The organism is Pseudomonas sp. B21-015 (genome assembly GCF_024749285.1).
In the GTDB taxonomy this organism is placed as follows: Bacteria; Pseudomonadota; Gammaproteobacteria; order Pseudomonadales; family Pseudomonadaceae; genus Aquipseudomonas.
The window spans coordinates 3,639,501-3,664,893 of record NZ_CP087196.1 but is presented as its reverse complement, the minus strand read 5'-3'; the positions used below and the strand labels follow the sequence as shown (position 1 = coordinate 3,664,893).

The window sequence follows — 25,393 nt, the reverse complement described above, 5'->3', positions numbered from 1 at the left end:
GCGGGCGATCAATCGAGGCTGCCCCGGTTGATCGTCCCGTTCGAATGCCTGTTCAGGCGACTTTTGCTTCGCTGATGACAGTGCTCGATGGCCGCAACGGCTTTTTCGCAGGCCTTGCACAGCGTTGCCGGCGCATCGGCCAGCCTTGGTGCGAACCACTCGGGACAGAGGCTGATCACGCCCTCCGGCGAATGCATCCATTGACTGATAACGTGCTGGACCGTCCCGTCCAGGCCCTTTCTGGCTCGTAGGGCGTTGAGCCGTGGGGCGCAGAGCTGGTCCAGCGCCAGCCGGTGGATCTCGCGCAAGAACGGTGAAATCTGTACCGAAAGGTAGGCAATGCCGAATTTTTCCTGGGCAACACGTGCGCCCAGCGCCCAAAACGAGCCCACCACCACGATGTCCTCGTGGCGCCGCGCTGCGATGTAGTCAAAGGTCGGCTCGAGCAAGCTGGAGAACGTATGCCACTGCACCGCCAAAGCGCTTTTCGAGCGTTGGAGGCGGGGCGTGTCGCCGGTGGTTTCCCGGGATAACGGCTCGAATTCCAGCCCGTACTGTTCGATCGTGGCCTTGAATGCCGGCAGGCTGCACAGGGTCGCGCGATGGCCGCGCAGGTGCAGCGCATTGGCCAGGCCGATGAAGGGGAAAATGTCTTCGGCCGAACCGATGGCAATCAGGATGACCCGCATGACTCCTCCTTGAGTTGAGGCCTGTGAGGCCTCGTGGCACGCCGTCCTGGTGCCGTTATCAGGCAAAGCGTAGCTGGGCGTTTGCCGTCAGGCATAAAAAAACGCCGCTCATCTCACGATGGGCGGCGTTTTTTATGGCTTTGCAGCGTTAGGCTTGAACGACCGGGATGTTGGCGTTCGCGGCAGCTTCACGGAACTCGGCGATCTGGTCGAAGGACAGGTAGCGGTAAACATCGGCCGCCATGCTGTCGATCTTGCCAGCGTACTCCATGTATTCCTCGACGGTCGGCAGGCGACCCAGGATCGAAGCAACAGACGCCAACTCGGCCGAAGCCAGGTAAACGTTCGCGCCATCGCCCAGACGGTTCGGGAAGTTACGAGTCGACGTCGACACCACGGTGGAGTTCGGCTCTACGCGTGCCTGGTTACCCATGCACAGCGAGCAGCCTGGCATTTCCATGCGTGCGCCGGCTTTGCCGTAGATGCCGTAGTAGCCTTCTTCGGTCAGCTGGTGAGCGTCCATTTTGGTCGGCGGCGACAGCCACAGACGGGTTGGAAGCTGACCCTTGACCTGATCCAGCAGCTTACCGGCAGCGCGGAAGTGACCAATGTTGGTCATGCACGAACCGATGAACACTTCGTCGATCTTCTCGCCAGCAACGCTGGACAGCAGACGGGCGTCGTCCGGGTCGTTCGGTGCGCAGAGCACAGGCTCTTTGATGTCGGCCAGGTCGATTTCGATGACTTCAGCGTATTCGGCGTCAGCATCGGCAACCATCAACTCAGGGTTGGCGATCCAGGCTTCCATCGCTTGAGCACGACGTTCCAGAGTACGGGCATCGCCGTAGTCTTCGCCGATCATCCAGCGCAGCAGGGTGATGTTGGAGCTCAGGTATTCGGTGATCGACTCTTTCGACAGCTTGATGGTGCAACCGGCAGCCGAACGTTCGGCCGAAGCGTCGGACAGCTCGAAAGCTTGCTCGATGCTCAGGTTGTCCAGGCCTTCGATTTCCAGAATGCGGCCGGAGAAGGCGTTCTTCTTGCCTTTCTTCTCCACGGTCAACAGGCCAGCCTGAATCGCGAAGTAAGGAATGGCGTGAACCAGGTCGCGCAGGGTGACGCCCGGTTGCATTTTGCCTTTGAAGCGCACCAGGATCGATTCCGGCATGTCCAGCGGCATAACGCCGGTGGCGGCGGCGAACGCAACCAGACCGGAACCGGCCGGGAACGAAATGCCCATCGGGAAACGGGTGTGGGAGTCACCACCGGTACCGACGGTGTCCGGCAGCAGCATGCGGTTCAGCCAGCTGTGGATGATGCCGTCGCCCGGACGCAGGGAAACGCCGCCGCGGGTCATGATGAAGTCAGGCAGGGTGTGGTGGGTGGTCACGTCGATCGGCTTTGGATAAGCCGCGGTGTGGCAGAAGGACTGCATCACCAGATCGGTCGAGAAGCCCAGGCACGCCAGGTCTTTCAGTTCGTCACGGGTCATGGGACCGGTGGTGTCCTGAGAACCGACGGTGGTCATCTTCGGTTCGCAGTAGGTGCCAGGACGAACGCCTTTGCCTTCTGGCAGACCGCAGGCCTTGCCGACCATTTTCTGTGCCAGGGTGTAGCCCTTGCCGGTGTCGACAGGTGCTTCAGGCAGTTTGAACAGATCGGTAGGGCCCAGGCCCAGCTCGGCACGGGCCTTGTCGGTCAGGCCGCGACCGATGATCAGCGGGATACGACCGCCAGCACGAACTTCGTCCAACAGCACCGGGGTCTTCATTTCGAAGGTGGTCAGGACTTCGTCGGTGCCGTGTTTGCAGACTTTGCCAGCATGCGGGTACAGGTCGATCACGTCGCCCATGTTCATGTTGGTGACGTCGAATTCGATTGGCAGTGCGCCAGCATCTTCCATGGTGTTGTAGAAGATCGGAGCGATCTTGCTGCCGAAGCAGAAACCGCCGGCACGCTTGTTCGGCACGTGAGGAACGTCGTCGCCGAAGAACCACAGTACGGAGTTGGTGGCCGATTTACGCGAAGAGCCGGTACCCACGACGTCGCCGACGTAGGCGATCGGGAAGCCTTGACCGCGCATTTCTTCGATCTGCTTCATCGGACCGGTGACGCCTTGTACGTCCGGCACGATGCCGTCGCGCGCCATTTTCAGCATGGCCAGGGCGTGCAGCGGGATGTCCGGGCGGGACCAGGCATCAGGGGCAGGGGACAGGTCGTCGGTGTTGGTTTCGCCAGTCACCTTGAACACGCGCAGGCTGATCTTGTCGGCCAGCACAGGACGGTTCTTGAACCACTCGCCGTCGGCCCAGGATTGCAGAACGCCTTTGGCGTGAACGTTGCCGTTCTTGGCTTTTTCAGCCACGTCGTGGAAGGCATCGAACATCAGCAGGGTGTGCTTGAGTTGAGCGGCAGCGACAGGGGCCAGTTCGGCGCTGTCGAGCAGGTCAACCAGGGTCACGATGTTGTAGCCGCCCTGCATGGTGCCGAGCAGTTCAACAGCGCGTTTCTTGTCGATCAGAGGGGATTTTGCTTCGCCTTTGGCGAGGGCAGACAGGAAGCCGGCCTTTACATAGGCTGCTTCGTCCACGCCTGGCGGAATGCGATTGGTGATCAGGTCAACGAGGAAGGCTTCTTCGCCCGCCGGGGGATTCTTCAGCAGCTCGACCAGGCCTGCAGTTTGTTCGGCGTTAAGCGGCTGGGGAACGATACCCAGTGCTGCACGCTCTTCGATATGTTTGCGGTAGGCTTCAAGCACAGTTATTACCCTCATCAGTGGTCCCAAATGGGTGTCCGGGACGCTCATCCCGAAATTGCCGTACTCATGCGCTGCGTGGCGTTTTGGGCCACTTAGCCAGAATTACCGGCAATTCCTTACAGAAGCTGCTTTCAAAGTTTTACGCCTGCAGAACGGGGAGCTGATGAGGGTTGGCGTTGGGCTTTTCCCCGCTGGAAAAACCCTTCGCCAACACCGCTCTGAAGGAACGACTGTGCTCGTGACGCTTTGAAAACAGCTTCTAACGGACATTGGCGCCTTAAAAGGCTGGCTGATTCTACGGCAAAAAAAATTTAAAGGTAAGTTCGCCCCAAAACTTTGAGGGGTGATGAATGTTAGACAAAGGGCTAACATGCTGGCCTGTTCTGCTTTCCCGTGTTTTGCCTACCTATGCCCAATCAAACCATCAAGACCCCCTGCGTCGGCCTCTGCTCAACTGTTTACGGTGATCTGGTGTGCCGTGGCTGCAAGCGTTTTCACCACGAAGTGATTCACTGGAACGGTTACAACGAGGAAGAAAAACGCGCGGTGTGGCTGCGTCTTGAGCAACTGTTGTCGCAGGTGATGGCCAGCAAGGTGGAAATTTTCGATCCCGCGTTGCTGCGCCTGCAGCTGGAGCAGCGCAAGATTCGTTTTGTGCCGCATCAGTCGGAATATTGCTGGGCTTATCAACTGATTGCCCGGGGCGCGCGGGTCATCAACAATCTTGAAGCCTACGGGATGGTGCTGCTGCCGGAGTTCCGCGACTGGAACCTGCCGGAACTGCGCGATGCCATTGATCGGGAATTTTTCCTGCTGTCTGAAGCGCATTACCAGCGCTACATTGCGCCGGGGTTTCTCAAGGATGCTTTCGGCGGCTGATTTTTAAAGTCAAAAGATCGCAGCCTTCGGCAGCTCCTACAGGGGAATGCGATCCATGTAGGCGCTGCCGAAGGCTGCGATCTTTTGATCTTGCTTAATGCTGGGTCACGATCTCTTCCAGATGATCCATGACCGTATCCGGCTTGAGCACCAGCACATCGCTTTCCAGCGCATCGAGCACCACTTCCGCCGTATTACCGATCAACGCCCCCGACAGCCCGGTCCGGGCCACGGTGCCGATCACCGTCACGGAGGCCCCCAGCTTATGGGCCATGTACGGAATCAACACATCCGCCGGACCTTCCGCGATATGCAGGTGGTCGTCATCAATGTCGAACTCGGCCTGAAAGGCTTTGCATTGCTCGCGATAGCGGGCCTCAATGGTTTCGCTGAGCTGAAACGTCGGGTCGGCCGACGACAGCATCGGCGATGGGTGAGCGCTGATCACGTGCAAATGGGCCTTGGCCAGGCTGGAAATGTCGTAGCCATGGTCGATGATGCTGGCGTGCAAGGTGCGGTGTTCGCCGTCGAGGTTGCCGACATCGATGGCCGTCAGGATCACGCCGCCGGTCCAGGGTCTGGCGTTTTTCACCAGCAGCACCGGAGTCGGGCAGTAGCGCAGCAGTTTCCAGTCCGCCGGGGTCAGCAGGGCCTTTTTCAGCGGGCTGTCGGGGAAATGTTGCTTGACCACCAGCCCGCAACCTTCGGCCTGCTGCACATCGATAATGGTGTCGTGCAGGCTTTCGTTCCAGGCTTGTTCGGTGGTGACGTTGTAACCGTCTTCCAGCAGGGCGGCCTTGAGCACGCTGAGCATCGCGCTATGGTCGTGCTTTTTATCGCAGACCAGCAGGTGCAGATGAGCCTGGGTCACGCCAGCGATCAATTTGGCCCGTTTGAGCGCCAGGCTTTCCGAGTGTTCGGGTTCAATGACCACCAGGATGCTGCGAATGGCTTGCATGATCGGGATCTCCAGGAAGGTAAAATCACTGCGTTGGACAACTATAGTTGCTGGTCGGGCATTCGCGACTTGATGCACATCAACGGTCGCGGCTGGTGGTCTGTCGGCAGGCCGGTATAATCGGCGCCCTTCGTTTTGAACCTTTTATCCGTGAGCCCCATGATCCTTCCCGAAATTCACGAGTTCCTCGGCTGCCGCACGCCCGATGGCTGGGTCCAGGCTGCGCTGGCGGATCAGGAAACCCTGCTGATCGACCACAAAAACTGCGAATTCAAGGCGGCCAGCACGGCGTTGAGCCTGATTGCCAAGTACCACTCCCACGTCGACCTGATCAACCTGATGTCGCGTCTGGCCCGGGAAGAGTTGGTGCACCATGAACAGGTCATGCGCCTGATGAAAAAGCGCAAGATCGAGCTGCGTCAGTTGTCCGCCGGGCGTTACGCCTCGGGCCTGCGCAAAGTGGTGCGCAGCCACGAACCGGTGAAACTGGTGGACACGCTGGTGGTCGGCGCCTTCATCGAGGCCCGTAGCTGCGAGCGTTTCGAGGCGCTGGTGCCGCATTTGGATGAAGAGCTGGGCAAGTTCTATTTCGGTCTGCTGAAAAGCGAAGCGCGGCATTTCCAGGGTTACCTGAAACTGGCCTATCAGTACGGTGACGCCAAGGACATCGCCCAGGTGATCGACAAGGTTCGTGACGCCGAGCAGGCGTTGATCGAGTCGCCGGATGTGGAGTTTCGCTTTCACAGCGGTGTGCCGGTAGCGGCGTGAGATTGGGGGTACGCCACCTGCAAAACGGCCTAACGACTCAACCCCAGGCGCTCATGCCATTGGGCGATGGACTCTTCCGGATAGACGTCGAATTGCTGGTCGCCCGGATGCGCCTCGACTTCCACCCACGGCGCCTTGGAGCCGAGCATCAGATGGGTGTGCTCCGGCGGCACCGGCAAGGGAGTGTCGATGGCCGAGGCAAACGGGTGAATCAGCTCCGGCCATTCAGGGCTGAACAGCCATAAACCCGAGCCGCAAAGGGAACAGAAATGCCGCTCGGCGGTGCTGTGGCGGGCGCGTTTATCGCCTTCGTCCTTGAGCCGCGCATGGTAAATCGCGATGTGCTTGCGACCGCGCACTTTGAGGCTCTGGGCATCTCCCCCCAGGTTGATCGCATAACCGCCACCGCCCTGGGTCTTGCGACAGATCGAGCAGTAGCAACGCTGATAAGGGTAGGGGTGGGCGCTGGTCAGGCTGAACGACACCGCGCCGCAATGGCAGGAGCCTTCGAGCTGCATGGGGACCTCCGATTGGGCTTGGGATGGTAAGCGTTTCTGGACAGTTGAATGTATGGTGGCTGGTCTGGCGCCTTCGCGAGCAGGCTCGCTCCCACATTTGATCTTCAGTGTTCACACATAATGTGTGCACAGAAAATTCCCTGTGGGAGCGAGCCTGCTCGCGAAAAACGATAACGCGGCCTACCGGCTGGGCACCCGCCACAAGTACCACGCCGCCACGGTCCGATAAGGGCGCCACGCCAGCCCGATTTCAATCATCTGCTTACGCGTCGGCTGTACCTCCAGCCCTTTCAACCGCCGATAACCCTCACGCACCCCAAAGTCGTCGGCGGGTAAAATGTCCGGCCGCTCCAGGCTGTAAATCAGCAGCATTTCCACCGTCCAGCGACCTACCCCGCGCAAGGTCATCAAGCGCTCGATCAACGCTTCATCGTCCATGGCCAGCGCCGTGGCGTAATCCGGCACCACCCCGTCCAGAGCCGCCTGAGCGATGCCTTGAATGGTCGCGATCTTGCTGGCGGAAAAGCCGCAACCACGCATCTGTTCGAAGTCGGTCGCCAGAATTTGCTCGGGTCTTGGGAAGGTACTCTGGGGAAACAACGCCAGCAGCCGGCCGACAATCGCATCACCGGCCTTTGCATGCAGTTGCTGATAGGCAATCGCCCGCACCAGCGACTCATAAGGATCCCGAGCCGCATGGGGCTGATGCAGGCAGGGGCCGATGGCGCTGATGTGGCGTTGCCAGTCGGCATCGAGGGCCGAGAGGAATTCGCTGGCCAGTTGATAGGTGTCGGGCATGGAGCATCCTGAGGGGCGGGTGACTGCGGGAAGATTAGTCGCCCCCCCGCGGCGTCGCACTCCATTGCTTGCGGTCAAACTTTCCCGGTCGGGGCCAGCAGGGCGTTCACTTGACCATAGGTGAACGCCTTGAGGTGGCTGCTGTCGAGCGTGCCGGTTTGCAGAAAGCTTTTGGCCAGGCCTGCCATGGCGCCGTAGAGGAATTCGGCGATGCTTGAGCCTGCGCTCAAACGGCGCACGCCGAGAGCTTGCAGTTCTTCAGGCGAAGGCAGGCCCGGGAAGCCAAGCACGTTCACCGGCAGCGTGGTGCCCTGGCACAGGGCGTCGATCTCGTACGCCGCCGTGACGCCAGCGGCGAACAACCCGTCGGCACCGGCCGCCTGATACAACGCGGCCCGCTTGAGCGTCTCTGCCACGCGATCTTCGGCCGGCACCAGGCCCTTGAGGTACACGTCAGTGCGGGCGTTGATGAACAGCTTCACGTCCCGGCGATTGGCGACCTGGCGCGCGATTTCGATTTTGCGGGCCAGCAGCTCGGGCGGGGCAGCACCGTCCTCGATATTGATCCCCACGGCACCGGCGGCGATGACGGCGTCGATCACCTCCGCCACTCGCCCCAGGTCATCGGAGTAACCCGCCTCGATGTCCACGCTAAACGGCACGCTGATGACCCGGGCGATGGACTCGACAGTGGAAACCAGCCGTTCCAGCGGCAAGGTGTTGCCATCCGGATAACCGTGAGCCCAGGCCACCGCCGCACTGCTGGTGGCGACGGCTTTGCTGCCCAGCTGTTCCACCAGTCGCGCTCCGGTGGCGTCGGCGACGTTGGTCAGAATCAGCAGGCCGCTCTGGTGCAGTTGATGGAATTGAGTGTCGAGTGTGTCCATCGAATGTCCTTCCTTATGACTTGTTATTGAATAAACGGTGGAGTGATCAGAATGCGAGTTGTTGGGTGATTTGCACCGCGGCGCTTTCCAGTCTGAGTAGAAAGGCCTTGCGCGGTTGCCCACCACCATAGCCGGTCAACGAACCGTCTGCGCCGATCACCCGATGACAGGGCAGCACAATCGCCAGACGGTTTTGTCCGTTGGCCATGCCCACGGCGCGACTGGCGCCGGGTTTGCCCAGATGTGCTGCGATGGCACCATAAGTGCTGGTTTGGCCGTAGGGGATTTTCATCAGTTCGGCCCATACCTGTTTGGCGAAAACGCTGCCGGGCAGGTGCAGTGGCACGTTGAACTCGCTCCGTTTGCCGGCGAAATATTGCGCGAGTTCTTCTTCGATCTGCTGCAAATGCCCGTTGTGACCGGGTGCCACGGCGTAGCCGTAACGGTTCTGCAGTTCTTCGATTTCCCTGGTCAATGCCGGTCGATCGAGAAACTCCAGCAGCACCAGCCCACGCTGTTCGGCCATGGCGATCATCGGCCCCAGCGGTGTGGTCAGCCGGGTGAACAGCAGTGGCTCGCTGTGGGCGGCGCGGCCGGGCGTGATATGGAACGACTTTTGAAACGCATCGCGAAAGCCGCTCAGGGATTCGTAGCCGGAGTCGAACGCCGCATTGTCGATGGATTCGCCCTGTTTGATGCCACCGAGGGCGATGCCAAGGCGTCGGCTGCGCAGCCAGGCGTGAAAGGTCATGCCGAAATGCTGCTTGAACCAGCGACGCAGTTTCAGCGGCTCGATGCCTTCGGCGAGCAACTGGGCATCGGTCCAGCGCAGGTCGGGATCGGCGTCCACGGATGTGAGCAGTCGCTGCACCCAGTCCGGCGCGATGGCTGCGGCGTCCAGCGGCTTGCACCGCAGGCAGGCCCGATAACCCGCCGACATCGCCTCATCGGCATGGGCGAAGAACTCGACGTTTTCCGGCTTCGGTTTGCGCGCCGTGCAACTGGGGCGGCAGAAGATGCCGGTGGTTTTGACCGCGGTAAAGAACACCCCCTCGTAGGCGGTGTCGCGTTCGAGCATGGCGCGAACCATCTCGGCGTGGGGCGGAAGCACAGCGTTTTGTAGGTTCATGGGTTGAGCATAAGCCGCGTCGCTTGGCGCCTCCACCGGAAAATCGACAGAGAATTCGTACTGGAAATCGATAGAGAACCCTACATCGATTGTGCAGGTCCGAAAGATCAGGCCCGTCGTGCCATCAATAACACTGATGCCGCCGCCGACAACAACCCCGCGCAGCAGCGATTGAAAATCCGCTTGCCCCGTGGTTCGGCGAACCAGCGGCGCATGTGCAGGCCCATGCAGGCATAGGCGCTGATGGCGATCCATTCCAGCAGCAGGAATAACGCACCGAGCACGACGAATTGCGCGGCAATCGGTCGAGTCGGGTCGACGAACTGCGGCAGGAATGCGGTGAACAGCAAAATAGCCTTGGGATTACCCGCCGCCACCAGAAACTCCTGCCGCGCCAGGGCCAGGACTCCCAAAGACTTGCCGGTGATGTGCTGCTCGGCCTCGGGATTGGCGCGCCACAGTTGCCAAGCCAGGTACAACAAGTAAGCGGCGCCGACGATCTTGATCGCATAGAACAGCCATTCCGAGGTTTGCAGCACTACCGACAACCCGGCGGCGGCCAGGCCGATCATTCCGGCAAACGCCAGCAAGCGACCGACACCGGCCACACAGGCGCGACGATAACCGTAACGGGTGGCGTTGCTGACCGACAGCAGATTGTTCGGGCCGGGGGCCATGTTCAGAGCGAAGCAGGCCGGGAGAAACAGGGTGAGGGTGGCGAGGTCCATGAACGGGGCTCCAGTAACCAGAGCCCTATTTTTATCATGAGTGACGAGTGGCTTGGCCCATACAGCAGTGGATGCAAATCGCCGTACACTTGTGCCAGGTTGGTTAATGCCAATGCCAATGCCAATGCCAATGCCAATGCCAATGCCAGTCAGTTAGCCCGCGCCCACAGGTTCCTGACTGGCACAACCAAGGCACACAAACTGGCAGCCCCTACAGGGAATTTCCTTCGTCATTGAGGTTGTGTCAGGCATAAAAACGGTGAGATCAATCGCAAGGGCGCACTATTTGATCTGCACAATAACCGGGCCTTCCGTCACGATCGGCGGGTTGGCGTGGATATTCGAGGCGTTTTTCTGAATCCAGTCGCGCGCGACTTTCAAGCTCGCATCGCTGCCGGCCTTGTCCGTGCAAACAGTCACCGACGTACCGCCATCCCCCGTATTCAGCAGTGTGTAGCTTACGAGGCCAGGCACTGTGCGCAGGGTCGCTTCGACGTCGGCGTTGCGCTCTTCCAAAAGCTCGAAAAGCTGCTTTGCTCCAGCACCCAGGTAGGTTCTTATAACCGCATACATGGTCGTCTCCTTTGGGGGTTACCGTCTTGATGCCAATCCAGATCCGCTGATGGCCGCTATCCCTCAGGTTTCAGTTCGTCCCGATGTATTCAGCTTAGCCAAAGGCCGGCGACACGGGAAATGCAACGACCACCGGCCTCTTTTGGCCCAGAGTGGGGGACGCACGGGACACACCACGATTGTTCGGCATTTGCCTTAAGTCGTGGTCTGTCCCTTTTTATGTTCACCCATACCGCTGAAGATCAACATCAAAGGATCGCAGCCTTCGGCAGCTCCTACGCGGGACGTGGTGCTTCAACAGGGGGTGTACCGTCGTGAAACATCGTTTTCAGTTGAGCACGCAGTTGCGGTGAGTCGGTGTGCTTGTGAACACTGACCGCATGCTGTGCAGCGGCCTCGAGCAGTTCATTTTCAGAGTCTGCGGACAGGGCGACCGAGCATTTGGAATCGCTTGGAAACTCGCGGCAGTCGATGTATTTACGCGCCATGATCTTCTCCTCCCTACGACGAAGGCAGGCCGTGGCCTGCGTGAACGATCACTCGACGCGCCACCCCATACATCGAGTCGCATCGAATGTGCCGACTTTTAAAGTATAGGCCCGCCACAAGGCGCATCGCGACAGTCTTGCAACGACCGTAGGCGCTGCCGAAAGCTGCGATCTTTTGATCTTCGGCGGTTTAAAAGATCGCAGCCTTCGGCAGCGCCTACAGGGGATCTTCGTTGGTTTTTACGGTGCGAGGAAAGGTGGCAGTGAATGTCGTTCCGCTCGTTAGAGAAGACGTTACAGCCACGTCGCCGTCGTGCGCCCTTGCGATCTCACGAACAATGAACAGGCCCAGCCCGACGCTTCTAAGTTCAGCATTGTCATGACTGCCACGGATCATCGGTTCGAACAGGTCCTTGAGCAACTCCGGCGGTATGGGGGTGCCAATGTTGTGCACTGTAATAATGACTGCTCGATCTTCGATGCACGAAGAGACGGTGACTCCGCTATCGGCAGCACCGTAGGCGACTGCATTGGCGACCAGGTTGCCGATGAGTTGATAGAGCCGATCACTGTCGGCGGTAAAGTCACCTTGCCCATCACGCAGGTGGGTCAACTCATGCCCGGGGAACGCCAGGCTCAATTCGTCCAGGCAGTCGGCCACCAGTTCGTGTAGATCGACGGGTTTGGGCAGGACCGCGATACCTCGCCCGACCTGCGTCAAGGTGAAATCCAACAGGTCAGCCACCAGACGCTGTGCGCGCTCTGCCGAGTGGGTGATGTGGCCAAGTATTTGTGCCTGTTTAGTGTCCATCTCCCTGCGGCCCAGCAGTTCCGTGGCCATTTTTATCGCCGACAAGGGGTTGCGCAGGTCGTGACTGACAATCCCGATAAGCTGCTCGGCGAACAGGGCCCTGTCTTCCGCCGCGGCGTAAGTGATGCGCAGCTTGTCTTGGGTAATATCCATTACCCGTTGATCCTTGAGGTGTTTTGCCAAATGTCTTTCGGCGAGCATTCGGGCATTGAGCAGCTCGCGCTCGTACCTTTGCCGATCTACGGCTTTGAACAGCGTCATTTCATGAAATATGCCAGCAGAACTCTCACAACGGATGGCGCTGAGCATCATCGCAATTGAATGTCCGTTGTAGTGAACGAGATCGAATTTGACGTCAGCGATCACGCCCTGGATTTGCATAAGGGGCGCCCAGTACGTCCGATGAAACGTCCTCCCTTCAGGGCTCATCAGGTCTTGGATGTGACGACCGAGCAGCTCCTGCCTGCGGTAGCCAATCCAGCGGCAGAAGGTGAGGTTGACCTGTGCGATCTGGCCATTTTCTGCGGTAAGCAGCAAGCCACATTCAGCTTCGTCGAAGAGAATTTCAGAACCGGGCAGCGAATCGTCATCTGCGGGCATTTGTATTCACTGACCAATGGGGCCGATATCTGGAGAATTATAGACACCACTCGCACAGGAGCCCTCAAGATTTACAACTTTCGCAGCGATTATCAGGCCGCGAGGTTTGGGGTACCCACTGCGAATGACAGGAGAGGGGTGTTTTCTTCAATACGGCGTTCAGGCGCCTCATTACCTTGAGGCCTGGTTCAACAGAATTGAAGAAGGTATGCAATGAGTCTGATTCTTTCCATGGCGGCGTTTGCCCTGGCGGCTTCGATTACACCGGGGCCGGTGAATATTGTGGCGTTGAGTTCCGGGGCGCAGTTCGGCTTTCGCGCCAGTCAACGGCATGTGGCCGGGGCGACGCTGGGGTTCGTGCTGTTGTTGGTGTTGATGGGGTTGGGGTTACATGAGGTGCTGAAGTTGTGGCCGTTCATGACCCGAGTGGTGCAACTGGCCGGGGTGGCGTTTCTGCTATTCATGGCCTTCAAATTGGCCACGGACAACGGTCATCTCGATGCCAAAGAGTCGGGGCGGGCACCGTCGATGCTGTATGGCGCGGTGATGCAATGGCTCAACCCGAAAGCCTGGCTGGCCTGCGTGGCGGGAATGGGCGCGTTTGTCGCCGATGGCGAAGCGCGGCTGGTATGGCAGTTTGCGGCGGTGTATCTGGTGATCTGCTATCTGTCGGTGGGTTGCTGGGCGTATGCCGGGACGTTTTTACGTGGCTACCTGAGCAATCCGGCGGGGATGCGGTTGTTCAACCGGGGCATGGCGTTGTTGCTGGCGGTAAGTGCGGTGTATTTGCTGTTGCCGTAAGTTTGCGATGTTGGTTCCCGGCACAACTCTTATTGCCAATGCTTTCCCTGTGGGAGCGGGCTTGCCCGCGATGGCGTCTGGTCAGCCAACAATGATGTCGAATGGACTACCGCTATCGCGGGCAAGCCCGCTCCCACAGGGATTTTTGTGGCAGTTCCACCCATCAAGGCTTGTGGCGAGGGAGGATGAGATAGCCGCGATACTGCCCCGGTGTCGCCGCCAGATGCTGTTTGAATGCGCGCTGAAAATGCGCCTGGTCGGCAAACCCTGCTTCCAGCGCCACATCGGCGATCAACCTGCCGCTGCGCAGTCGGTCCCGGGCGAACTGGATGCGTCGGTTGATCAGGAACGCATGAGGCGTCATACCGTAATGCTGCTTGAAGGCGCGGATCAGGTAGGACGGCGACAGTTGCGCCGCCTCGCAAATGTCCTCGAGCTTGAGCAGGTGCGTGCAGTTGTCGCGGATATAGTCGGCGGCCCGTTCCAGCTTGAAATTGGGTTCGCGCAGCGGTTGATCGATGGGGTTGAGCCGCTGTTGCACCTCGGTGAAAAACTCTACCGCCGCACTGTGTTTACGCAGCACGTCGTGCTGTGGATCGACCAACACCTCGTACAAGTGCTTCAGGCCGGCGAACAGCTCGACGTCGCGATTGTGGGTGACGGAAAACCGGCGAAACGCCGAGTCCTGGCTGAAGCCGAGCTGATGCTGCAAATCGGTCAGCCAGGGTGTTTCGACATACAACATCAGGTACGACCAGGGCTGGTCGTCGATCGGATTGCAGGCATGTACATCGCCGGGGTTCATCAACACCACGGTGCCGGCGCTGACCTGAAACTCCGATTGTTCGTGGAGGTAGGTGCTGCGCCCGGCGGTGATCGCACCAATGGAAAAGTGTTCGTGGGAATGCCGGGCGTAGCAGACCTCGCGACCGTCGGCGATGGAACGGGCTTCGATGAAGGGCAGAGCGTCTTCACGCCAGAAGCGCGGGGCTTTGTCTGCAACTTTGGCGACGGTGTGCTTCATCTCGGTGTCCTCGACAGGCCAGCAACCGAGTGTATTAGCTCTGGCCGGCAAAGGCTCGTTCCAGTTCGGCGATGTCGAGCTTTTTCATCTGCAACATCGCTTGCATGGCACGCTGGGATTTTGCCGTGTCGGCGTCTTGCATCATGTGCATCAGCGCCACCGGCACAATTTGCCACGACACGCCGAATTTGTCCTTCAGCCAGCCGCATTGCTGCGCCTGCACAGGGCCTCCGGCAGACAGGTTGCCCCAGAAGTGGTCGACTTCCTCCTGGTTATGGCAATTGACCTGGAACGACACCGCTTCGTTGAAGGTGAACACCGGCCCGCCATTGAGTCCGGTGAAGGTCTGGCCATCGAGCTCGAAACTGACGGTCATCACCGAACCTTCCGCGCGGCCATGGATTTCCTGGCCGGCCTTGCCGTAATGGGTGATGGCGGTGATTTTCGAGTGATCGAAGATCGAGCAATAAAACTTCGCCGCCGCTTCGGCCTGATCGTCGAACCACAGGCAGGGGGTGAGTTTTGGAAAGCGTTGCATGGCGGTTGTCCTCGGCAGGTTGAGCACGCTGGATTATCAGCGTAGTCAGTCCGTCGTCGACGGGTGGCGCCGTAGATCGACAACTGGCCCGACTGCTGTGTTTATCGATGTAGTCGTTATGACTCTATTGAGTCGTTATGACTGCTTTCGGGTGCAGTCGTATTGACTTCACTTGTCGCAGCATATTGATTTAATTGAACAAATAAGTTGGCACGAGACGTGATGTTTCACCGTATAACTGATCTCTTCTGGAGTACGGAACAATGTTCGATTTCTTCAGCGTGGTGGCCTGAGATGCGCAAACTCGTCGCCGCTCCGGTTTTCAGTCTCGGATTTCGACCGTTCTTTTTGGCTGGAGCCGGTTTTTCTACGGTGGCGCTGGCCATCTGGGCGCTCTGGCTGTACGGCCGATTGCCTGGCGCGCAACCGATTGGCGGGATGCTGGCCTGGCACCGATATGAAATGCCTTTCGGATTTGCCTGCGCAATCATCGCCGGATTCCTGCTGACAGCGGTGCCGAACTGGACAGGGCGTCCGGGGCTGCGCGGTGGGCCCTTGATCGGTCTGCTGCTGGTGTGGCTGTTGGCGCGGCTGGCCTGGTTGATGCCGATGCCTCCTACCTTCTTGCTGGTCTTGCAGATTCCTTTCCTGCCGCTGCTGGCGTGGGTGCTTGGACGGGATTTGGTCGCGGCCGGCAAACGTGACAATTATCCGATTCTATTGGTGATTGTCCTGATGGCGGGCTGCCAGGCGATGACGTTGTGGGGGATCGCAACCGATGACATCGGGTTGCAACGGCGTGGTGTGCTGGCGGCATTGTGGCTGGTGGCGGCGTTGATGAGTGTGATCGGCGGGCGAGTGATTCCGTTCTTCATCCAGCGTGGCTTGAACCGTTCCACTGCGCCACCGACTCATCCATTGCCCACCAGGATATTGCTGCTGGGCGGATTGCTGGCGGCGGTGTCTTCCGCCGTCGGTTTGAATGATGTCCCCCGTCTTTGGCTGGCGGCGTTGTATCTGCTGTTGGGAGGTTTGCACCTGGCCCGTCTGTGGCGCTGGCATGATCGGGGAATTTGGCGAGTACCGCTGCTCTGGTCGTTGTATCTGGCCTATGCCTGGCTGGCGATCGCAGCACCGGCCATGGCGCTGTGGCACGTCGGCGTGATGCCGCAACAGAGCCTGGCCACGCATTCCCTGGCGGTTGGCGGGATCGGCGGGTTGATTCTGGCAATGATTGCTCGTGTCAGCCTCGGTCATACCGGGCGATTGTTGCAGCCCCCGAAAACGGTGGTTCTGGGGTTTGCCTTGCTGGTGATTGCCGGCGTGTGCCGAGTGTTTGTCGTGCCGTTTTCCGGGGTTGGGCTGGGGCTGTCGGCGCTGCTTTGGTGTGTTGCTTTCGGCCTGTTCCTGACGCGCTACACCGGGATCCTGCTCAAACCGAGGGTCTAGTGTCTTGTCTTGTACCGGCGATGGCCTTCGTGCGACCGGTGGTCGATGAACATGGCTTGTGGGTCAAATTGCGCTTAGCTGTAGGGATAACCCAAGGCGCGCGTAATCCCGCTGACCTTGTAGGAGCGAAGCTTGCTCGCGAGGGCGTCATTTCTGTCACCCCACGTTATCGTTCTTCGCGGGCAAGTCGGATCGCCGCACCGCTCGCTCCTACAGAAAAATAATGGCGTCGCGGCAGAGGCGCCCCTTCAGAACACCGTGAGTCTGAGGAAACCCGCCATGCTGACCCTTAACATCAATGGCAAGGACCAGGAACTGGATGTCCCGGCGGACATGCCGTTGCTCTGGGTGCTGCGCGATGTTGCGCACCTGACGGGCACCAAGTTCGGTTGCGGCATGGCCCAGTGTGGCGCCTGCACCGTACACGTCGACGGCGCGCCGCTGCGCTCCTGCATCACCCCCGCCACGGCAGTGGCCCACGGGCAGAAAATTCTCACCATCGAAGGCCTGTCCAGCGACGGCTCGCACCCGGTGCAACAAGCCTGGGCCGAGCTCGATGTGGTCCAGTGCGGTTATTGTCAATCCGGGCAGATCATGTCGGCGGCAGCGTTGCTGGCAAAGATCCCCAAGCCCACCGACAGCGACATCGACCAGGCGCTGTCCGGCAACATTTGCCGCTGCGGCACCTACCCAAGAATTCGCGCCGCGGTCAAACGCGCCGCCGAGATCGGTTGATGCCTCATCGAAGGGAGCTGACCCATGAACAGAATCAACCCTGTCTCACGTCGCGGTTTTCTCAAGGGCAGTGCAGTGTTGGGCAGCGGTCTGGTGGTGGCGTTTGTCATTCCGGGTGCCAATCGCTTTGCTCTGGGCGCCGAGAATCAAGGCAATGTCTTCGCGCCCAATGCCTTTTTACGCATCGGCAACGACAACAGCATCACCGTGCTGCTCGGCCATTCGGAAATGGGCCAGGGCATCTGGACCGGCCTGACCATGTTGATTGCCGAAGAGCTGGACGCCGACTGGTCGAAAATCCGTGTCGAACATGCACCGGCCTCGGCCGCCGACTATGGCCTGCCGGCGTTTGGCGGGATGCAAATCACCGGCGGTTCGACCTCGACCTGGATGGAGTTCGATCGCTATCGCCAGGCCGGAGCGGCGGCGCGCTTGATGTTGATCGAGGCGGCGGCCAAGCGATTCAACGTCGCACCTTCGCAGATCCGCACCGAGTCGGGGGTGGTCATCGCCGGCGACAAGCGCGCCACTTACGGTGAATTGGCGGATGACGCCGGCAAGCTGCCGGCGCCGGACCCGGCCTCGATCAAGTTCAAGGAAGCCAAGGACTGGAAGGTCATCGGCAAACCCACCAAGCGCCTCGACACCCCGGAGAAAATCACCGGGCGCGCCAAGTTCGGCATGGACGTGCAATTCGACGGGCTCATGACGGCGATGGTCGCTCGCCCACCGGTGTTCGGTGGCAGCGTCAAATCCTTCGAAGGCGCTGAAGCGCTGGCGGTGCCGGGCGTGCACAAAGTAGTGCAGGTGCCCACGGGGGTCGCGGTGATTGCCGATCATTATTGGGCGGCGAAGCTGGGGCGCGATGCGCTGAAGGTCGAATGGGACCTGGGGCCGAACGCCGGACTGGACAGCCAACAGCTGCTGGAAAGCTTCCGTAAACTCGCCGCCACCCCCGGCACCTCGGCCAGCCGGGCCGGTGATGCGGCGGCGATGCTGGGTAAAGCGGCGAAGACGATTGAGGCCGAATACAGCGTGCCGTACCTGGCCCACGCGCCGATGGAACCGCTCAATTGCACGGTGAAAATCTCCAAGGATAAATGCGAAATCTGGACTGGCACACAGTTTCAGACCCTTGATCAAATGATCGCGGGGAAGATCACCGGGCTCAAACCCGAACAGGTCGAAATCCACACCCAATTCCTCGGCGGCGGTTTCGGCCGTCGGGCCAACCCGACCTCGGATTTTGTCAGCGAAGCCGTGTATGTCGCCAAGGCGGCGGGCGAGCCGGTGAAAACCGTCTGGTCCCGAGAGGATGATATTCGCGGCGGTTACTATCGCTCGGCGTTCCTGCATCAGGCGCGCATCGGGCTGGGTGCCGACGGCATGCCGATGGCCTGGAAGCATGTGCTGGTCGGGCAGTCGATCCTGACCGGTACGTCGTTCGCGGCGACCATGGTCAAGGATGGCGTCGACAAAACCTCGGTCGAAGGCGTGGCCGACAGTCCTTATCTTGAAGGTCTGGCCAATCACCAGGTCGATCTGCATTCACCGCAAACCGGCGTCAGCGTGTTGTGGCTGCGGTCGGTGGGGCACACCCACACCGCATTCGTCATGGAGTCGTTGATCGATGAACTGGCAGAGGCGGCCGGCAAAGATCCGGTGGAGTACCGACGAGCCTTGCTCAAGGCGCATCCACGGCATTTGGGCGTGCTGAATCTGGCGGTGGAGAAAGCCAACTGGAAAGCGCCATTGCCGGACGGCCACGCATTGGGCGTGGCGGTGCATGAGTCTTTCGGCAGTTATGTCGCCCAGGTGGCCGAGGTGTCGCAGGACAACCTGGCGATTCGTGTGCATCGGGTGGTGTGCGCGGTGGACTGCGGCATTGCGGTCAACCCGCAGAGCATCGCCGCGCAGATGGAGTCAGGCATCACCTTCGGTCTCGGATTTACCTTGCACAGCAAGCTGACGTTCAAGGACGGTCAGGTGGTGCAGTCCAATTATCATGACTATCAGGTACTGCGCTTGAACGAGATGCCCGTGGTCGAGGTGCATATCGTCCCCAGCAGCGATAAACCCGGCGGCATCGGCGAGGTCGGGGTGCCGCCCGTGGCGCCGGCCGTGGCGAATGCGGTGTTTGCCCTGACCGGGCAGCGTCTGCGGGAACTGCCGCTGCAACTGTCGGGGGTGTGAGATGAGACGACATCTGGTTCTGGGCGCAGTGGTGCTGATCGGGCTGAGTGGCTATGCCTCGGACCTGTTCGCTGACGATAAGGAGGCGGTGAAGGCGTTCGAGACGGTGCAGAAGGTGTTCCAGAGCCCGCGTTGTCAGAACTGTCATATTCCCGGTGATTCGCCGTTGCAATTCGATGCCGGCAATCCTCATGCGATGCGTGTGGTTCGCGGGATGGACGGTAAGGGGGCTGCCGGTTTGCCGTGCGCTACGTGCCATGCCGAGAGCAATCCGCCGGCCAGCTATGGCCCTCATGCTCCGCCCGGGGCGCCGCATTGGAGCCTGCCGCCGGCCGCGCACAAAATGGCCTGGATCGGTCTGCCAGCCGACAAGTTGTGCGCGATGATCAAGGATCGCTCCAGTAATGGCGATCGTGATTTCGCGGCGTTGATCAAGCATGTCAGTGACGACAAGCTGGTGCTCTGGGGCTGGAATCCGGGTGAGGGGCGGGCGCCGGTGCCGGTGCCTCACGACATCTTTGTCACCCAGTTCAAACGCTGGGCGGACGCTGGAGGGCCGTGTCCGGTGGCGGGTAGCTGACCAGCGGCGGGTTTATAGGGAGTCAAACCAGGTGTGAACGACTCTAACGTTCATATCCATCAAGGGAGTGAGTAATGCTAACCCCAGACAAACCGGTCAAATCCGGCGTTGGCGCAGACATGCACACGCCGAACGCGCTCGATAGTGCAGTGCAGGATCGCGAGGTACTGCGCAACTTGTCGCGCAAGGCCGAGCAAGAGCTGATGGGCGTGCAGATGGCGAGCATGGATGAGTTGACGCTGCTTTCCAATCGTCATGGCTTCGAGGCCCTGGCCCGGTTGGGGCTGGAGGCCTGTCAGCAGATGGGCAAGCCCGCGACTCTGCTGTTTTTCGACCTCGATCACTTCAAGCGCATTAACCGGCTGTATGGCCGCACCGAGGGCGACAATGCCCTGAAAACCTTCGCCGATGTGCTGCGTATCGCCTTTCGTGAAAGCGATGTGATCGGCCGGTTGGGCAGTGATGAGTTTGCCGCTTTGTTGACCGGCGCCAACGCGGTGGAGATCGTCGCGATCAGGACGCGGCTCGAAGAAATGCTCGATGAGCGCAATGCCACGGTGCATCGTGGCTATGACATTCGCTTCAGTGTCGCGCAAATCGAATTCGATCCCGACCATCACAAAACAGTCGATGGCCTGATGCTGGCGCTTGATGAGGTTCGTCATCAAGGCCAGGTTGAGTTTTGAGGGCTGCCCCGCAAGTCCGCTGCAATTCGGGATGCCGTTCGCAATAACGAGCCGTCGTGCCTGAACCGCCCGATCATCTGCAGTCCGGTCGGCAGTTGCGCTTCGGCGCGAGGCAGCGGGATATTCACCTGCGGCCAGCCGAACGCTCCCCAGAACTTGATGAAATCCGACGGTCCGGTGCTTTCCAGGCCCACCGGCGCGACCATCCCGCATGAGGCGCCGAGCATCGCGTCGAAGGGTTGGCAAAGCTCATTCAGTTGCGGTGCAAGGGCTGCCAAACGGCTCTTGGCGGCGGATTCCTGTTCCCATGTTGTCGCCGCCGCTCGATTGAACATTGCCAGTGTCGAGGGGCTCAATTGTGTCCGGTGTTGTTGGAACTCCTTCGCCAGCGAGCGGGCACCTTCGCAATCGTTGATCAACTGATGATCGTCGAACACACCGGCAAACTCATCCGGTAGCCGCACTTCGCTGACATCAGTGCTCCGGCTTGGCGCAGCAGCGTCACTACGTGGGCATCCCGGGACGGTTGATGGCCGGTATAGATGGGCGAATAGAATTGCGTCGGATAGGCAGCGGTGTCGAAGATGTCCTTGATGCCCACGGGTACGCCGGCCAACAGGCCACGGCCATTGTTTTGCGCCGCATCGGCGCGAACCTGCCGGGCATCGAACGAAACGAAGGCCTGGATATCCGGCTCGTGCGCCTGAATGCGTTCAAGAAAGGCGTCGGCGATGGCGGCAGCGGTTGTATCGCCATTGACCACCGCTTCGCTGAGGGCAGTAGCGTCAAGGGACGGGCGGATCATTTGGCAAACAACTGGTCGATGTTCTTGAACGCCTTGAACTCCAAGGCATTGCCGCAGGGGTCGAAGAGAAACATCGTGGCTTGTTCGCCCACCAATCCCTGAAAGCGGATACCCGGCTCGATCACGAAGTGCGTACCCAGGGCTTTCAAGCGTTCGGCCAGCGCCTGCCATTCCTCCATCCCCAATACCACACCGAAATGCGGCACCGGTACGTCGTGGCCATCCACGGCGTTGGTATGGGCAGCTTCCTGAGAAGCGTTTTTCGGGGCCAGATGAATCACCAGTTGATGGCCGAAAAAGTTGAAATCGACCCAGTGATCGCTGGAGCGACCTTCTTCCAGACCGAACACTTCACCATAGAAGCGCCGGGCAGCGGCCAGATCGTAAACCGGGATGGCTAAGTGAAAAGGGGACAGTTGCATCGGACATGCCTCGACGGGTTGAGAGTTAAGACTGAGTTTAGTCCTGTGCTTTTTGATTGAAAGACGATAGTTTTTGCAGCGAGCTCAAATTATTTCGATCAATTGGGGAGCCGTATGCTGCGGGAACTGAAAACTTTCATTGCCGTGACGCGCCATGGCACGTTCGCTGCGGCAGGCATGCACATCGGCCTGACTCAGTCGGCGGTCAGCGCGCAGATCCGCAATCTGGAGCAGGCGTTGGGCATACGTCTGTTCGATCGCACTGGACGTCAGGCCCTCCTCAATGCGGCGGGGCAGCGAGCGTTGCCGATGGCTCAGGAAATTCTCGAAACCTTCAACCGCATGGCCGTCAGTGATGACATCAGCGAGTTTCGTGGCGAATTGAAGATCGGCGCGGTGGCCACCGTCCAGACCGGGTTGTTGCCACGGGCGCTGTTGCGCCTTCGGCAACAGGCGCCATTGCTGGAGGCGAAACTGGTGCCGGGGGTATCCCTGAGCCTGTTGAGCCAGGTGGACACTGGGGAAGTGGACCTGGCGATTCTGATCAAGCCGCCGTTTGAATTACCCAAGGAACTATCGGTGCAAGTGATTCGCCGGGAGCCGTTTGTGCTGATCGTGCCGGTAGATCTTGAGGAGGACGACCCGCTGCAGTTACTCGTCAACCACCCCCACGTACGCTACGACCGCAATTCATTTGGCGGGCGACTGGTGACGCGTTTTTTGCGCGAGCAGCAGATTGATGTGCGGGTAGCTCTGGAGCTGGATGAGCTGGAAGCTATCGTGAAAATGGTTGAGTGCGGATTGGGCGTTTCATTGTTGCCCAGGGCCGGGCTGTGGCTTGAACATGGCGCCAGGGTGAGGGTGATTGAGTTGGGCGAACTGACGTTCTATCGGGAGATCGTGCTGTTGCAGCGTTATAGCCAGCGGATGCAGCCGATCCAGCAGCTGTTTGCCCGGTGTCTGACACAAATCGACGACTGAACACCATCCCCTGCTCGCGATGACAATGTCAGATGCACGGCATGTATCGACTGACGAACCGCTATCGCGAGCAGGCTCGCTCCCACAGGGGGGTTGCATCGATTTTGAAATGGCAGGCATAAAAAAACCCGCCTGAAGAGGCGGGTTTTTAGCGGCTAACCGAAGATCACTCTTCGATGTTGCCCATGGCGGTGGTGTTGAAGCCGCCGTCTACGTACATGATTTCACCGCTGATGCCGGACGCCAGGTCCGAGCACAGGAAGGCGCCGGCGTTGCCGACTTCTTCGATGGTGACGTTACGACGCAACGGAGTTTGCGCTTCGTTGACGGCCAGCATTTTGCGGAAGTTCTTGATGCCGGAAGCGGCGAGGGTGCGGATCGGGCCGGCCGATACGCAGTTGACGCGAGTGCCGTCCGGGCCCAGGGAGCCGGCCAGGTAACGTACGCCAGCTTCCAGGGAAGCCTTGGCCATGCCCATTACGTTGTAGTTAGGCATGGTGCGCTCGGCGCCCAGGTACGACAGGGTCAGCAGGCTGCCATTGCGGCCTTTCATCATTTCGCGACCCGCCTTGGCCAGGGCCACGAAGCTGTAGGCGCTGATGTCGTGAGCGATGCGGAAACCTTCACGGGTGGTGGCTTCGGTGAAGTCGCCGTCCAGTTGGTCGCCCGGGGCGAAGCCGACGGAGTGCACGATGCAGTCCAGGCCGTCCCACTTCTTGCTCAACTCTTCGAAGACCTTGGCGATTTCTGCATCGCTGGCCACGTCGCACGGGAAGCACAGTTCAGGGCTCGAGCCCCAGCCTTGTGCGAACTCTTCGACACGACCCTTGAGTTTGTCGTTCTGATAAGTGAAGGCAAGCTCAGCGCCCTCGCGATGCATGGCGGCAGCGATGCCGGATGCGATGGACAGCTTGCTGGCGACACCGACGATCAGTACGCGCTTACCGGCGAGAAAACCCATGTGTTGCTCCTCTCTTTCAGGTTTATTGCGCAGTGGCTGGTGCCAGAAAAGCGGCCTCCAGCAACTGCTGTGTATACGGATGTTGGGGGGCGGCAAAAATACGTTGCGCGTCTCCCTGTTCGACCACTTGGCCATGCTTGACCACCATCAGCTGGTGGCTCAGCGCTTTGACGACAGCCAGGTCATGGCTGATAAACAGATACGTCAGGTTGTACTTGGTTTGCAGTGAACGTAGCAGCTCCACCACTTGGCGTTGCACGGTCCGGTCGAGGGCCGAAGTCGGCTCGTCCAGCAGAATCAACGCCGGTTTTAGCACTAATGCCCGGGCAATGGCGATTCTCTGCCGTTGCCCACCGGAAAATTCATGGGGGTAGCGGTGCCGGGTTTCCGGGTCCAGACCTACCTCCTTGAGTGCCGCAATAATCGCTTGTTCCTGTTCGGCCTCGGTGCCCATCTTGTGGATCCGCAGGCCTTCGCCGACGATCTGGCTCACGCACATCCGTGGGCTCAGGCTGCCGAAGGGGTCCTGAAACACCACCTGCATTTCCCGTCGCAGCGGCCGAATTTCGTGCTGCGTCAGGCAGTCTAGCTGCTTGCCTTCAAAACGGATCGCACCTTTGCTGCCGATCAGCCGCAATATCGCCAGGCCGAGCGTCGATTTGCCGGAACCGCTTTCTCCCACAATCCCCAGAGTCTGGCCCTGGGGCAGGCTGAAATTGATCCCGTCCACCGCTTTGATGTGGTCGACGGTCTTTTTCAGAAAGCCTTTCTTGATCGGGAACCAGACTTTCAGGTCCTCGACCTGCAGCAATGGCGGGCCAATCACGTTGGTCGCCGGTTTGCCGCTCGGCTCCGCTGCCAGCAGTTCCCGAGTGTACGGATGCTGCGGCGCGCGGAACAATTCTTCGCACGATGCCTGTTCGACGATGCAACCGCGCTGCATGACACATACGCGATGCGCAATTCTTCGCACAAGGTTCAAATCATGACTGATCAGTAACAACGCCATGCCCAGACGGGCCTGCAATTCCTTGAGCAGTTCGAGGATTTTCAACTGAACGGTCACGTCCAGCGCGGTGGTCGGTTCGTCGGCGATCAGCAGTTCCGGCTCATTGGCCAGGGCCATGGCGATCATCACCCGCTGGCGCTGGCCGCCGGACAATTCGTGGGGCAGGGCCTTGAGACGCTTCTCGGGTTCCGGGATGCCGACCATCTCCAGCAGTTCCAGCGTGCGCTTGGTCGCGCCTTTGCCGGTCAGGCCTTTGTGGATGCCCAGCACCTCGTTGATCTGCTTCTCGATCGAATGCAGGGGATTGAGCGAGGTCATCGGCTCTTGAAAGATCATCGCGATCCGGTTGCCGCGGATGTGGCGGATGGTTTTCTCTTTCAGGCTCAGCAGGTTTTGCCCGGAATACTCGATGGTACCGGACGGATGCCGGGCCAGCGGGTAGGGCAGCAGCCGCAGGATCGAATGCGCGGTCACCGATTTACCGGAGCCGCTTTCACCCACCAGGGCCAGGGTTTCGCCGCGCTTGATGTCGAAGCTGACGCCTTCGACCACCCGCTGAACGTGCTCGCCGACGACAAATTCGACGGCCAGGTCGCGCACTTCGATCAGATTGTCCTGATTCATT

General features: G+C 59.7%; 25 protein-coding genes and 1 pseudogene. 9 read left to right on the top strand and 17 right to left on the bottom strand.

The features are described 5' to 3' along the window. Positions 1 to 8: 8 nt before the first annotated feature. A complete protein-coding gene (locus LOY38_RS16200; protein ID WP_258696095.1) occupies positions 9 to 689 on the bottom strand; it encodes a glycosyltransferase in 681 nt (226 codons plus the stop codon). 148 nt (positions 690 to 837) lie between these two features. Beyond that, positions 838 to 3,447: a bifunctional aconitate hydratase 2/2-methylisocitrate dehydratase gene (acnB, locus tag LOY38_RS16195; protein WP_258700739.1), complete on the bottom strand. Its 2,610-nt coding sequence runs from the start codon at positions 3,445 to 3,447 to the stop codon at positions 838 to 840. Positions 3,448 to 3,855: 408 nt separating this feature from the next. Between acnB and LOY38_RS16190 the strand changes: the two genes are divergently transcribed. Continuing rightward, entirely contained in the window at positions 3,856 to 4,326 is a 471-nt protein-coding gene (locus tag LOY38_RS16190; protein ID WP_048394589.1) for a DUF1289 domain-containing protein, read from the top strand. A gap of 94 nt (positions 4,327 to 4,420) precedes the next feature. Here the strand turns inward: LOY38_RS16190 and LOY38_RS16185 are convergent, their stop codons facing one another. After that, entirely contained in the window at positions 4,421 to 5,284 is an 864-nt protein-coding gene (locus LOY38_RS16185; RefSeq protein ID WP_258696094.1) for a universal stress protein, read from the bottom strand. A 159-nt stretch (positions 5,285 to 5,443) separates the two neighbouring features. Here LOY38_RS16185 and LOY38_RS16180 point away from each other — a divergent pair, with 159 nt between their 5' ends. Beyond that, positions 5,444 to 6,052: a tRNA-(ms[2]io[6]A)-hydroxylase gene (locus LOY38_RS16180; RefSeq protein ID WP_008010271.1), complete on the top strand. Its 609-nt coding sequence runs from the start codon at positions 5,444 to 5,446 to the stop codon at positions 6,050 to 6,052. A 29-nt stretch (positions 6,053 to 6,081) separates the two neighbouring features. Here the strand turns inward: LOY38_RS16180 and LOY38_RS16175 are convergent, their stop codons facing one another. From LOY38_RS16175 to LOY38_RS16140, 8 genes are all read right to left on the bottom strand, one after another. Continuing rightward, entirely contained in the window at positions 6,082 to 6,570 is a 489-nt protein-coding gene (locus LOY38_RS16175) for a GFA family protein (RefSeq protein WP_258696093.1), read from the bottom strand. Positions 6,571 to 6,750: 180 nt separating this feature from the next. Beyond that, positions 6,751 to 7,368, bottom strand: a complete 618-nt coding sequence (locus LOY38_RS16170) for a DNA-3-methyladenine glycosylase (protein ID WP_258696092.1) — start codon at positions 7,366 to 7,368, stop codon at positions 6,751 to 6,753. 74 nt (positions 7,369 to 7,442) lie between these two features. After that, the gene (locus LOY38_RS16165; RefSeq protein ID WP_258696091.1) at positions 7,443 to 8,255 is read right to left on the bottom strand and encodes an isocitrate lyase/phosphoenolpyruvate mutase family protein; all 813 of its coding nucleotides are present in this window, start codon (positions 8,253 to 8,255) and stop codon (positions 7,443 to 7,445) included. A gap of 46 nt (positions 8,256 to 8,301) precedes the next feature. Continuing rightward, positions 8,302 to 9,384: a bifunctional transcriptional activator/DNA repair enzyme AdaA gene (locus LOY38_RS16160; RefSeq protein WP_258696090.1), complete on the bottom strand. Its 1,083-nt coding sequence runs from the start codon at positions 9,382 to 9,384 to the stop codon at positions 8,302 to 8,304. A 107-nt stretch (positions 9,385 to 9,491) separates the two neighbouring features. Then, on the bottom strand, positions 9,492 to 10,112 hold the full coding sequence (locus tag LOY38_RS16155; RefSeq protein WP_258696089.1) for a LysE family translocator: 621 nt from the start codon (positions 10,110 to 10,112) through the stop codon (positions 9,492 to 9,494). A gap of 282 nt (positions 10,113 to 10,394) precedes the next feature. Beyond that, a complete protein-coding gene (locus tag LOY38_RS16150; protein WP_258696088.1) occupies positions 10,395 to 10,685 on the bottom strand; it encodes a hypothetical protein in 291 nt (96 codons plus the stop codon). Between the two features lie 275 nt (positions 10,686 to 10,960). After that, positions 10,961 to 11,173, bottom strand: coding sequence for a DUF1059 domain-containing protein (locus LOY38_RS16145; RefSeq protein WP_205889300.1), 213 nt, complete (start codon positions 11,171 to 11,173; stop codon positions 10,961 to 10,963). A 217-nt stretch (positions 11,174 to 11,390) separates the two neighbouring features. Further along, positions 11,391 to 12,584: a PAS domain-containing sensor histidine kinase gene (locus LOY38_RS16140; protein ID WP_258696087.1), complete on the bottom strand. Its 1,194-nt coding sequence runs from the start codon at positions 12,582 to 12,584 to the stop codon at positions 11,391 to 11,393. A gap of 213 nt (positions 12,585 to 12,797) precedes the next feature. On the opposite strand from LOY38_RS16140, the gene LOY38_RS16135 reads away from it, so the two are divergent. Then, the gene (locus tag LOY38_RS16135) at positions 12,798 to 13,385 is read left to right on the top strand and encodes a LysE family translocator (protein ID WP_258696086.1); all 588 of its coding nucleotides are present in this window, start codon (positions 12,798 to 12,800) and stop codon (positions 13,383 to 13,385) included. A 163-nt stretch (positions 13,386 to 13,548) separates the two neighbouring features. On the opposite strand, the gene LOY38_RS16130 is transcribed toward LOY38_RS16135, so the two are convergent. Together LOY38_RS16130 and LOY38_RS16125 are read right to left on the bottom strand one after the other, a co-directional pair. Beyond that, complete coding sequence (locus LOY38_RS16130; RefSeq protein WP_258696085.1) at positions 13,549 to 14,409, bottom strand: AraC family transcriptional regulator; 861 nt, start codon at positions 14,407 to 14,409, stop codon at positions 13,549 to 13,551. Between the two features lie 34 nt (positions 14,410 to 14,443). Beyond that, on the bottom strand, positions 14,444 to 14,947 hold the full coding sequence (locus LOY38_RS16125) for a VOC family protein (protein ID WP_258696084.1): 504 nt from the start codon (positions 14,945 to 14,947) through the stop codon (positions 14,444 to 14,446). A 294-nt stretch (positions 14,948 to 15,241) separates the two neighbouring features. Between LOY38_RS16125 and LOY38_RS16120 the strand changes: the two genes are divergently transcribed. The 5 genes from LOY38_RS16120 (at position 15,242) to LOY38_RS16100 (ending at position 20,590) form a co-directional block, all read left to right on the top strand. Next, on the top strand, positions 15,242 to 16,396 hold the full coding sequence (locus tag LOY38_RS16120; protein ID WP_258696083.1) for an NnrS family protein: 1,155 nt from the start codon (positions 15,242 to 15,244) through the stop codon (positions 16,394 to 16,396). 279 nt (positions 16,397 to 16,675) lie between these two features. Beyond that, on the top strand, positions 16,676 to 17,131 hold the full coding sequence (locus tag LOY38_RS16115) for a (2Fe-2S)-binding protein (protein ID WP_007937751.1): 456 nt from the start codon (positions 16,676 to 16,678) through the stop codon (positions 17,129 to 17,131). A gap of 24 nt (positions 17,132 to 17,155) precedes the next feature. Then, the gene (locus LOY38_RS16110) at positions 17,156 to 19,324 is read left to right on the top strand and encodes a xanthine dehydrogenase family protein molybdopterin-binding subunit (protein ID WP_258696082.1); all 2,169 of its coding nucleotides are present in this window, start codon (positions 17,156 to 17,158) and stop codon (positions 19,322 to 19,324) included. Position 19,325: 1 nt separating this feature from the next. Beyond that, entirely contained in the window at positions 19,326 to 19,904 is a 579-nt protein-coding gene (locus LOY38_RS16105; protein WP_258696081.1) for a hypothetical protein, read from the top strand. Between the two features lie 74 nt (positions 19,905 to 19,978). After that, a complete protein-coding gene (locus tag LOY38_RS16100) occupies positions 19,979 to 20,590 on the top strand; it encodes a GGDEF domain-containing protein (RefSeq protein WP_258696080.1) in 612 nt (203 codons plus the stop codon). Here LOY38_RS16100 and LOY38_RS16095 read toward each other — a convergent pair. Together LOY38_RS16095 and LOY38_RS16090 are read right to left on the bottom strand one after the other, a co-directional pair. Further along, positions 20,569 to 21,395, bottom strand: a pseudogene (locus LOY38_RS16095) (amidase family protein). The gene LOY38_RS16100 and the pseudogene LOY38_RS16095 sit on opposite strands and share 22 nt — an antisense overlap. Then, a complete protein-coding gene (locus tag LOY38_RS16090; RefSeq protein WP_258696079.1) occupies positions 21,392 to 21,817 on the bottom strand; it encodes a VOC family protein in 426 nt (141 codons plus the stop codon). Before LOY38_RS16090 ends, LOY38_RS16095 begins: the two are co-directional and overlap by 4 nt. A 114-nt stretch (positions 21,818 to 21,931) precedes the next feature. On the opposite strand from LOY38_RS16090, the gene LOY38_RS16085 reads away from it, so the two are divergent. Then, entirely contained in the window at positions 21,932 to 22,798 is an 867-nt protein-coding gene (locus LOY38_RS16085; protein WP_258696078.1) for a LysR family transcriptional regulator, read from the top strand. 166 nt (positions 22,799 to 22,964) lie between these two features. Here the strand turns inward: LOY38_RS16085 and fabI are convergent, their stop codons facing one another. After that, positions 22,965 to 23,759 (bottom strand): enoyl-ACP reductase FabI, encoded by a 795-nt coding sequence (gene fabI, locus LOY38_RS16080; RefSeq protein WP_253424056.1) that lies wholly within the window; start codon positions 23,757 to 23,759, stop codon positions 22,965 to 22,967. 22 nt (positions 23,760 to 23,781) lie between these two features. Continuing rightward, the gene (locus LOY38_RS16075; RefSeq protein ID WP_258696077.1) at positions 23,782 to 25,392 is read right to left on the bottom strand and encodes an ABC transporter ATP-binding protein; all 1,611 of its coding nucleotides are present in this window, start codon (positions 25,390 to 25,392) and stop codon (positions 23,782 to 23,784) included. Position 25,393 lies beyond the last annotated feature (1 nt).

Coding starts and splice junctions, on each gene's coding strand:
- LOY38_RS16185 (WP_258696094.1), bottom strand. CDS start 5,284: ATGCAAGCCATTCGCAGCATCCTGGTGGTCATTGAACCCGAACACTCG.
- fabI (WP_253424056.1), bottom strand. CDS start 23,759: ATGGGTTTTCTCGCCGGTAAGCGCGTACTGATCGTCGGTGTCGCCAGC.
- LOY38_RS16150 (WP_258696088.1), bottom strand. CDS start 10,685: ATGTATGCGGTTATAAGAACCTACCTGGGTGCTGGAGCAAAGCAGCTT.
- LOY38_RS16115 (WP_007937751.1), top strand. CDS start 16,676: ATGCTGACCCTTAACATCAATGGCAAGGACCAGGAACTGGATGTCCCG.
- LOY38_RS16180 (WP_008010271.1), top strand. CDS start 5,444: ATGATCCTTCCCGAAATTCACGAGTTCCTCGGCTGCCGCACGCCCGAT.
- LOY38_RS16135 (WP_258696086.1), top strand. CDS start 12,798: ATGAGTCTGATTCTTTCCATGGCGGCGTTTGCCCTGGCGGCTTCGATT.
- LOY38_RS16170 (WP_258696092.1), bottom strand. CDS start 7,368: ATGCCCGACACCTATCAACTGGCCAGCGAATTCCTCTCGGCCCTCGAT.
- LOY38_RS16165 (WP_258696091.1), bottom strand. CDS start 8,255: ATGGACACACTCGACACTCAATTCCATCAACTGCACCAGAGCGGCCTG.
- LOY38_RS16085 (WP_258696078.1), top strand. CDS start 21,932: ATGCTGCGGGAACTGAAAACTTTCATTGCCGTGACGCGCCATGGCACG.
- LOY38_RS16130 (WP_258696085.1), bottom strand. CDS start 14,409: ATGAAGCACACCGTCGCCAAAGTTGCAGACAAAGCCCCGCGCTTCTGG.
- LOY38_RS16100 (WP_258696080.1), top strand. CDS start 19,979: ATGCTAACCCCAGACAAACCGGTCAAATCCGGCGTTGGCGCAGACATG.
- LOY38_RS16200 (WP_258696095.1), bottom strand. CDS start 689: ATGCGGGTCATCCTGATTGCCATCGGTTCGGCCGAAGACATTTTCCCC.
- LOY38_RS16190 (WP_048394589.1), top strand. CDS start 3,856: ATGCCCAATCAAACCATCAAGACCCCCTGCGTCGGCCTCTGCTCAACT.
- LOY38_RS16120 (WP_258696083.1), top strand. CDS start 15,242: ATGCGCAAACTCGTCGCCGCTCCGGTTTTCAGTCTCGGATTTCGACCG.
- LOY38_RS16105 (WP_258696081.1), top strand. CDS start 19,326: ATGAGACGACATCTGGTTCTGGGCGCAGTGGTGCTGATCGGGCTGAGT.
- LOY38_RS16075 (WP_258696077.1), bottom strand. CDS start 25,392: ATGAATCAGGACAATCTGATCGAAGTGCGCGACCTGGCCGTCGAATTT.
- LOY38_RS16155 (WP_258696089.1), bottom strand. CDS start 10,112: ATGGACCTCGCCACCCTCACCCTGTTTCTCCCGGCCTGCTTCGCTCTG.
- LOY38_RS16145 (WP_205889300.1), bottom strand. CDS start 11,173: ATGGCGCGTAAATACATCGACTGCCGCGAGTTTCCAAGCGATTCCAAA.
- LOY38_RS16140 (WP_258696087.1), bottom strand. CDS start 12,584: ATGCCCGCAGATGACGATTCGCTGCCCGGTTCTGAAATTCTCTTCGAC.
- LOY38_RS16110 (WP_258696082.1), top strand. CDS start 17,156: ATGAACAGAATCAACCCTGTCTCACGTCGCGGTTTTCTCAAGGGCAGT.
- LOY38_RS16160 (WP_258696090.1), bottom strand. CDS start 9,384: ATGAACCTACAAAACGCTGTGCTTCCGCCCCACGCCGAGATGGTTCGC.
- LOY38_RS16090 (WP_258696079.1), bottom strand. CDS start 21,817: ATGCAACTGTCCCCTTTTCACTTAGCCATCCCGGTTTACGATCTGGCC.
- LOY38_RS16125 (WP_258696084.1), bottom strand. CDS start 14,947: ATGCAACGCTTTCCAAAACTCACCCCCTGCCTGTGGTTCGACGATCAG.
- LOY38_RS16175 (WP_258696093.1), bottom strand. CDS start 6,570: ATGCAGCTCGAAGGCTCCTGCCATTGCGGCGCGGTGTCGTTCAGCCTG.